We start from the raw sequence: 8,754 nt of genomic DNA, 5'->3' as shown, positions 1-8,754 counted from the left end.
CGAGCAACTGGCTTACGTGATGTACACCTCCGGCTCGACCGGGGTGCCCAAGGGCGTGGCCGTGCGCCAGCGCGACGTGGTCGAGTTCGCCCGCGACCGCCGTTTCGCCAGCGGCCACGAGACCGTGCTGCTGCATTCGACCCACGCCTTCGACGCGTCGACCTACGAGCTGTGGGTGCCGCTGTTGAACGGCGGGCGCATCGTGGTCGCGCCGCCTGGTGTGCTCGATGTGGACGATTTCCGCCGGCTCATCGCCCGCCATCGGTTGTCGATCTTGTGGCTGACTACCGGCCTGTTCCACGAATTCGCCGAGGCCGCGCCGGACTTGTTCGCCGGCCTGGCCCAAGCCTGGACCGGCGGCGAAGTGCTGTCGGTCGATACGGTGCGGCGCCTGCGGGCGAGGCATCCGCATCTGCGTCTGGTGCACTGCTATGGCCCCACCGAGACCACCACCTTCGCTCTGAGCGGCGCGATCGCGGCATTGGGCGAACACACGCACAATGTCCCGATCGGCACGCCGCTCGACAACCGGCAGGTCTACGTGCTCGACGAAGCGCTGCGGCCGGTGCCGGCCGGCGTGTCCGGCGAGCTGTACATCGCCGGCGCCGGCCTGGCGCGCGGCTATCTGCGGCGCCCCGCCCTCAGCGCCGAACGTTTCATCGCCAACCCCTTCGCGACCGGCCAGCGCATGTACCGCTCCGGCGACCGCGTGCGTTGGCGCGACGGTCGCATCGAATTCGTCGGCCGCATCGACCAGCAGGTCAAGATCCGCGGCTTCCGCATCGAACTCGGCGAGATCGAGGCCGCGCTCGCCCGCGCCGGTTGGCCGCACAACCTCGTCGTCGCGCGCGAAGACCGCCCGGGGCAGAAGCGGCTGGTGGCCTACCTGGTCGGCGACCGCATCGATACCGACTCGCTGCGGACGACGCTCGCCGCGCAACTACCCGAGTACATGCTGCCGGTCGCCTTCGTAGCGCTCGACCGCCTGCCGCTGACCGCGAACGGCAAGCTCGACCGCGGCGCCCTGCCCTCGCCCGATGCCGCGCGGGCCGGCGGCCGCGGACCGCGCACCGCAGCCGAGCAGACGCTGTGCACGCTGTTCGCCGAAGTCCTCGGACTGGAACGCGTCGGCATCGACGACGACTTCTTCGCCCTCGGCGGGCATTCCCTGCTGGCCACCCGGCTGATCGGCCGGATCCGCGCCGAACTCGGCAGCGAAGTCGCGCTGCGCAGCCTGTTCGAGGCGCCGACGGTCGCGGCCCTGGCCCAGCGTCTCGCGGGCGGCGTACGCACGCGCCCGCCACTGCGACGGAAGGAGCGGCCGGCGACCTTGCCGTTGTCGTTCGCGCAGCAGCGCCTGTGGTTCCTGCACCAGTTGCAGGGCCCCAGCGTCACCTACAACATCCCGCTGGCCTTGCATCTGCAGGGCGAGCTCGATGCGGACGCGCTCGAATGCGCCCTCAACGATCTGATCGCGCGCCACGAAAGCCTGCGCAGCATCGTCCCGCTCACCGATACGCCGCAGCAGTGCGTGCTCGACCGCGCCGAATTGCGCCTGGCGACGAGCGAACTCGATGAGGCCGACTTGCCGGCGGCGCTCAACGCCGCGGTCGCTTATGCCTTCGACTTGAGCCGGGAACTGCCGCTGCGCGCGCAGTTGTTCCGGCTCGCTCCGCAACGGCACGTTCTGCTGCTGTTGCTGCACCACATCGCCGGCGACGGCGCCTCGCTGGCGCCGCTGGCGCGCGATCTCGCCTGCGCTTATGCCGCGCGGCTGCGAGGCCAGCCGCCGGCATGGATACCGCTGCCGGTGCAGTACGCCGACTACACTCTTTGGCAACGGCAGTGGCTCGGCGACGAGCGTCGCGCCGACAGCACCATCGCGCAACAGATCGGCTACTGGCGCAACACCCTCGCCGGCTTGCCGGAGCGCATCGCGCTGCCACGCGACCGGCCACACCCACCGGCGGCGAGCCATCGCGGTCGGCGTCTGTCGTTCGCCGTCGACGCCGACACCCACGCACACCTGCTCGCACTCGCGCAAGGCCGCAATGCGACCTTGTTCATGGCCGTGCATGCGGCCTTGGCCGCGACCCTGAGCCGGCTCGGCGCCGGCGACGACATCGCCATCGGCACGCCGATCGCCGGCCGCGTCGATCCGGCACTCGACGGTTTGATCGGCTTGTTCGTCAACACCCTGGTGCTGCGCAGCGACACGTCCGGCGACCCGAGCTTCGTGGACCTGCTCGACCGCGTGCGCCGCGTCGACCTCGCCGCCTACGAGCACCAGGACCTGCCGTTCGAGCATCTGGTCGAAGCCTTGAACCCGGCCCGCTCGCTGTCGCATCACCCCTTGTTCCAGGTGATGTTGAGCCTGCAGAACGACATCGGCACCGACGACGAACTGGTGTTGCCCGGCCTGAGCCTGCGCAGCCAGGCCTTCGACCTCGACATCGCCAAGTTCGACCTCAGCATCGGCTTCAGCGAATGCCGCGACCGCGACGGTCGCCCGCAGGGGCTCGACGGCAGCGTCGAATACGCCACCGATCTGTTCGACGACGCCAGCGCGCGCGACCTCGCCGAACGATTGCAGCGCCTGCTGCGCGCGGTGGCGACCGATCCGAGCCGATCGATCGGCGGCATCGACCTGCTCGGCGAAGCCGAACGGCAACAGCTGCTCACCATCGGCCGCGGTGCCGAGCCTGTTACGCCGGTCACTGTGAGCGCCGCCTTCGAGCGCCAGGTCGCCCTGACGCCGGCCGCGCCGGCCCTGGTGTTCGGCGAGACCGTGTTGAGCTACGCCGAACTCAACCGCCGCGCCAATCGTCTCGCCCACACCCTGATCGGCCGCGGCATCGGCCCGGAAGACCGGGTCGCGCTGGCGTTGCCGCGCTCGCCGCAAGCCATCGTCGCCGTGCTCGGCGTACTCAAGGCCGGCGCCGCCTACGTGCCGCTGGACCCGGAATATCCGCTCGACCGCCTCGCCTACATGCTCGACGACGCCAGTCCGCGCCTGAGCATCGGCGACCGCGCCAGCCGCGCCCGCTTGCCGGCGCTCGCCGACGCGGCCTGGTTCGGCCTCGACGACGAGGCCAACCTCGTCGCGATCGACGACAGCCCGCTGCACAACCCGAGCGATCCCGAACGCACGGTCGCACTGCGGGTGCAGCACCCGGCCTATGTCATCTACACCTCCGGTTCCAGCGGGCGGCCCAAGGGCGTAGTCGTCGCTCACGCCGGCATCGCCAACCTGATCGAAAGCGGCGTCGCGTCGCTCGCGGTCGATGCGGATGCGCGGGTGCTGCAATTCGCCTCGTTGAGTTTCGACGCCGCGTTCTGGGAACTGTGCATGGCGCTGTTGTCCGGCGCGGCGTTGGTGATGGCCGAGTCCGAACAGCTGTTGCCCGGCCCGGCCCTGACCGCCACCCTGCGCACGCATCGCATCACGCATGCGCTGCTGCCGCCGGCGGTGCTGGCGCTGCTGAAGCCGGACGAGCTGCCGGACTGCCGTCGTCTGATCGTCGGCGGCGACGCCTGCGTGCCTGCGCTGGCGCAGGCCTGGGCGCAGGGCCGCGGCCTGATCAATGCCTACGGTCCGACCGAGACCACGGTCTGCACGAGCATGACCGCGCCGCTGGCGAGCGATGCCGTGGGGTCGCAGGAACGCGTGCCGATCGGGCACCCGGTGCGCGGCAGCCGCCTGCATGTGCTGGATGCGCGCCTGCAGGCGGTGCCGGTCGGCGTGCCCGGCGAGCTGTATATCGGTGGTCCCGGGCTCGCGCGCGGATACCTCGACCGCCCCGGCCTGAGCGCCGAACGCTTCGTCGCCGACCCGGATGCACCGGGTGAACGCATGTATCGCTCCGGCGACCTGGCGCGGTGGCGGCGCGACGGTCAGCTCGAATTCCTCGGCCGCGCCGACCGCCAGCTCAAGCTGCGCGGCTTCCGCATCGAACCCGGCGAGATCGAGGCCGCGCTCGCCGACGCCGGTTTTCCGGACAACACCGTGGTCGCACGCGACGGCCCGCACGATCAGCCGCGCCTGGTCGCTTATCTGATCGCCGCGAACGCCGACACCGCGGCGCTGCGGCGCCAGCTCGCGCGGCGCTTGCCGGAGCACATGCTGCCGGCGGCCTTCGTGATGCTCGAACGCTGGCCATTGACGCCGAACGGCAAGCTGGATCGGCGCGCCTTGCCGGCGCCCGGGCTCGATGCGGTCGCGACCCAAAACTACCAAGCGCCGCGCGGCGAGGTCGAACGGACCATCGCGGCGTTGTGGCAGGAATTGCTGAGCTTGCCGCGGGTCGGCCGCGACGACCACTTCTTCGAGCTCGGCGGACATTCGCTGTTGGCGGTGCGGCTGATCGAACGCATGCGCCAGGCCGGGCTGATCGCACGCGTGCGCCTGTTGTTCGCTCAACCGACCCTGGCCGCCTTCGCCGCCTCGGTGGAAACTGCGGCCACCGAAGATCGCGCACACCCCGAGATACCCGCGAACGGCCTCCCGGCCGATTGCACCGCGATCACCCCGTCGATGCTGCCGCTGGTGAAGCTGAGCCAGGCCGCGATCGACCGTTTGATCGCCGAGGTGCCCGGCGGCGCCGGCAACGTCCAGGACATCTATCCGCTCGCGCCGTTGCAGGAGGGCTTGCTGTATCACCACCGCACCGCCGCGGCGGGCGACCCCTACCTGCTGCAATCGCTGTTCCGCTTCGACAGCCGCGCCCGCCTCGACGCGTTCCGCGACGCCCTGCAGGCGGTCGTCGAGCGCCACGACATCCTCCGGACCGCGATGGCCTGGGAAGGCCTGGCCGAACCGGTGCAGGTGGTGTGGCGACGCGCGCAGTTGCCGATCGAGGAGATCGCCCTGGACCCGGCGGCCGGCAGTATCGCCGCACAGCTGCAAGCCGTGGTCGATCCGCGCAAACACCGGCTCGACGTGCGTCGCGCACCGCTACTGCGCCTGAGTTGCGCACGCGACGGCGCCGACGGCAGCTGGGTCGGTGCCTTGCAGTTTCACCACATGGCCCTGGACCACACTGCGCTCGAGGTGGTGCAGCGCGAGATGCAGGCCTTCCTGCACGGTGAGACGGCCGGTCTGCCCGAGCCGGTGCCGTACCGCGACTACGTGGTGCAGGCCACCCACGCACAAGCCCAGGCCGCGCACGAGACTTTCTTCCGCGAGCTGCTCAGCGATGTCGACGAGCCGACCCTCGCGTTCGGCGTCGACGGATCGCCGGCCAAGAGCGACGACAGACCTTCAGCGCACGGCACTGCAACAAGCGACGACGAAGCCCACGAGCAAATAAGCAGCGAACTCGATGCGCGCCTGCGCGCGCGGGCGCGGCAACTCGGGGTCAGCGTGGCGAGCCTGCTGCACCTGGCCTGGGCGCAACTGCTGGGGCGGCTGAGCGGACGCGACGACGTGGTGTTCGGCACGGTGCTGTTCGGCCGTTTGCACGGCGACGCGCGCTCCGACCGCGCCTTGGGCATGTTCATCAACACCTTGCCTTTGCGCGTCGCACTGACCGCAGGCGTCCGTGCAGCGGTGCAGGCCACCCACGAAGCCCTCGCCGCGTTATTGGAACACGAGCACGCACCGCTGGTGCTGGCCCAGGCCTGCAGTGGCGTCGCCGCACCGCGGCCGTTGTTCAACAGCCTGCTCAATTACCGCCACAGCGCGCCGACCGCCGAGGCCGCCTGGCCGGGCATCGAAGCGCTGGACTCGGCCGCCGGCGAACGCACCCACTATCCGCTGACCGTGGCGGTCGACGATCTCGGTTCGGGCTTCGCGCTCAGCGTGCGCACCCACGCCGGCCTCGACGCCGCGCGCGTTTGCGCCTGCCTGCACCAGTCGCTCGAATCCCTGGTCGACGCGCTCGAACATGCGCCGCACACGCCGGTGCTCGCTCTGGACGTCTTGCCGCCGCCGCAGCGCGAGCAAGTCCTGGTCGGTTTCAACACGCCGCAGATGGACGCTGTGCCAGACGACTGTCTGCATCGCCGCTTCGAGGCGCAGGCCGCACGCAACCCGGATGCCATCGCGCTGAGCTTTGAGGGCGGCTCGTTGAGCTATGCCGAACTCAACGCCCGCGCCAACCAGCTCGCCCATCGCTTGCTCGCGCTCGGCGTCGCGCCCGACGATCGCGTCGGCCTGTGCGCCGGGCGCGGGCCGGAGCTGGTGATCGGCGTGCTCGGCATCCTCAAGGCCGGCGCCGGCTACGTGCCCCTGGACCCGGCCTATCCGGCCGAACGGCTGCGTTACCTGCTCGACGACAGCGCGCCGGTGGCGGTGCTGGCGCCGTCGCACCTGCACGAGGCGCTGGGCGCGACCTCGGTGCCGCTGCTCGACCTGAGCGCCGAGGCCTTCGCCGATCTGCCGACGCACGACCCGCAGCTATCCGCGCTCGGGCCTCAACATCTGGCCTACGTGATCTACACCTCCGGTTCGACCGGGCAGGCCAAGGGCGTGATGGTCGAACACCGCCAGGTGACGCGTCTGTTCGCCGCGACCGCGGCGCAGTTCCGGTTCGGCCCCGACGACGTCGGTGTGCTGTTCCACTCCTTCGCCTTCGATTTCTCGGTCTGGGAGCTGTGGGGCGCCTTGCTGTACGGCGGGCGGCTGCTGCTGGTGTCGCTGCCGACCAGCCGTTCGCCGCAAGCGTTCTACGAATTGCTGTGCCGCGAAGGCGTGACCGTGCTCAACCAGACCCCGACCGCGTTTCGTCATCTGATCGCCGCGCAAAGCCGCAGCCAGCACCGCTTGCGCGTGGTGGTCTTCGGCGGCGAAGCGCTGCGGACGAACATGCTCGCGCCCTGGTACCGGCGCGCCGACAACGCCGGCACCCGGTTGGTCAACATGTACGGCATCACCGAGACCACGGTGCACGTGACCTACCGCGCCCTGAGCGCGGACGACGCCGGGCGCACCGACGCCAGCCCGATCGGGCGCGCCCTCGCCGACCTGCGCATCTACGTGCTCGGCGCGCAACGCCAGCCGCTGCCGGTCGGCGCGATCGGCGAGCTCTACGTGGCCGGCGCCGGTGTCGCCCGCGGTTACCTGCATCGGCCGGCGCTCACCGCGGAACGTTTTCTCGACGACCCGTTCTGGCCGCAAGCGGCGCACCCGCGCATGTACAAGACCGGCGACCTGGGGCGCTGGTTGCCCGACGGCAGCCTCGAATACCTCGGCCGCAACGACGACCAGGTCAAGATCCGCGGCTTCCGCATCGAGCTGGGCGAGATCGAAGCGGCCTTGCAGCAGGTCGCCGGCACCGAGCAAGCGCTGGTGGTCGCGCGCGACGACGGCCCCGGCGAGGACAGCCGCGGCGAGGACGGTCCTGCTGTGGATGGCCCCGCCGAGAAACGCTTGATCGCCTATTACACCGGCCCGTCGCTGCCCGCCGAAACCTTGCGCGCGCGGCTGCAGGCGCGCTTGCCCGAGCACCTGCTGCCGGCGGCCTATGTGCACCTGGCGCAGTGGCCGCTGACCGCCAACGGCAAGCTCGACCGCAACGCCTTGCCGGCCCCCCACCTGGATGCGGTCGCGACCCGCCGCTACGAAGCGCCGCGCGGGGAAGTGGAGACCACGCTCGCCGGCATCTGGTGCGAACTGCTCAAGCTCGAACGTGTCGGCCGCCACGATCACTTCTTCGAGCTCGGCGGCCATTCGCTCAAGGCGATCAACCTGGTCGCGCGCGTCGCCGAGGCCTTCGACGGCCATGCGCTGTCGTTGTTGGCGTTCTATGCGCAGCCGACGATCGAAGCGCTGGCGCAGTCGCTGCAGGCCGGACAAGCCGCGCCCTACGACCCGGTGCCGCGCTTGCTCGCCAGCCGCGGCCACTGCGAGCTGTCGCTGTTGTGCGTGCCCTATGCCGGCGCTTCGGCCACCATGTTCCAGCCGCTCGCCGAGCACCTGGCCGCATTGGACGAGCGCATCTCGGTGTATGCGGTGGCCATGCCGGCCCGCGATGCCGACGAGGCCGGTGCCGGGCCGAGCGACCTCGACGCGCTGGCCGCGCTCTGCGTCGAGCGCCTGCTGGCGAAGACCGACGGCGAGATCGGCCTGTACGGCCACTGCGTCGGCAGCGTGCTGGCGCTGGAAATCGCCCGTCGCCTGGAAGCGGCCGGGCGGCCGCTGAAGTTCGTCTGCGTCGGCGGGGTGCTGCCGCTGTCGAGGCTGTCGCGATGGCTGCTCGGGCGCGACCCCTGGAAGTCCACCAGCGATGCGCAACTGCGCGAACTGATCCGGGCCTGGGGCGGGTCGACCGAGGGCCTGCACGAGGACGCACTGCGGCGCCTCAGCGCCGGCTTCCGCCAGGACGCCCGCCTGGCCGCTGCCCAGCTCAAACGCCGGCCGCCGCCGCGGATCCAGGCACCGCTGTTCAATATCAACAGCGACGACGACCCGCTGACCCGTGGCCACCGCCGCAAATACCGGCGCTGGCGGGCCTGCTCGGAGCGGGTCCACGCCATCGTCCTGGCCGACGGCGGGCATTATTTCGTCAGCCGGCAGCCGGCGCAGGTCGCCGCCATCGTCCACGCAATCGATCGGGGCCACGGCCTGCTGGGCCGCAGCCGCGGCGGCATCATCGACTGGGGCTGAGCGCCGAACCCGCTCGCGATCAACCCGGGCCGGCCTCCGCGGCGGCCCGATCCGACCGGCGGCGCCGGGCCCGGCGCCGCCGCGCAAGGCCTGCGCGGCTTCACCCGCCGCGAATCCGGGCCGCGCCATCCTGGCCATATCGCCATCTC

Annotated in this window: 1 protein-coding gene; it reads left to right on the top strand. The window is 70.9% G+C overall.

Translation table 11 applies throughout. From position 1 onward, the window contains the following. Positions 1-7 precede the first annotated feature (7 nt). On the top strand, positions 8-8,605 hold the full coding sequence (locus ACTOWK_RS14825; protein WP_441330895.1) for an amino acid adenylation domain-containing protein: 8,598 nt from the start codon (positions 8-10) through the stop codon (positions 8,603-8,605). The last annotated feature ends 149 nt before the right edge of the window (positions 8,606-8,754 follow it).

It is taken from the genome of Lysobacter sp. CA196, from assembly GCF_052078695.1.
GTDB lineage: Bacteria > Pseudomonadota > Gammaproteobacteria > Xanthomonadales > Xanthomonadaceae > Lysobacter.
This window is presented reverse-complemented; position numbering and strand designations above follow the sequence as displayed.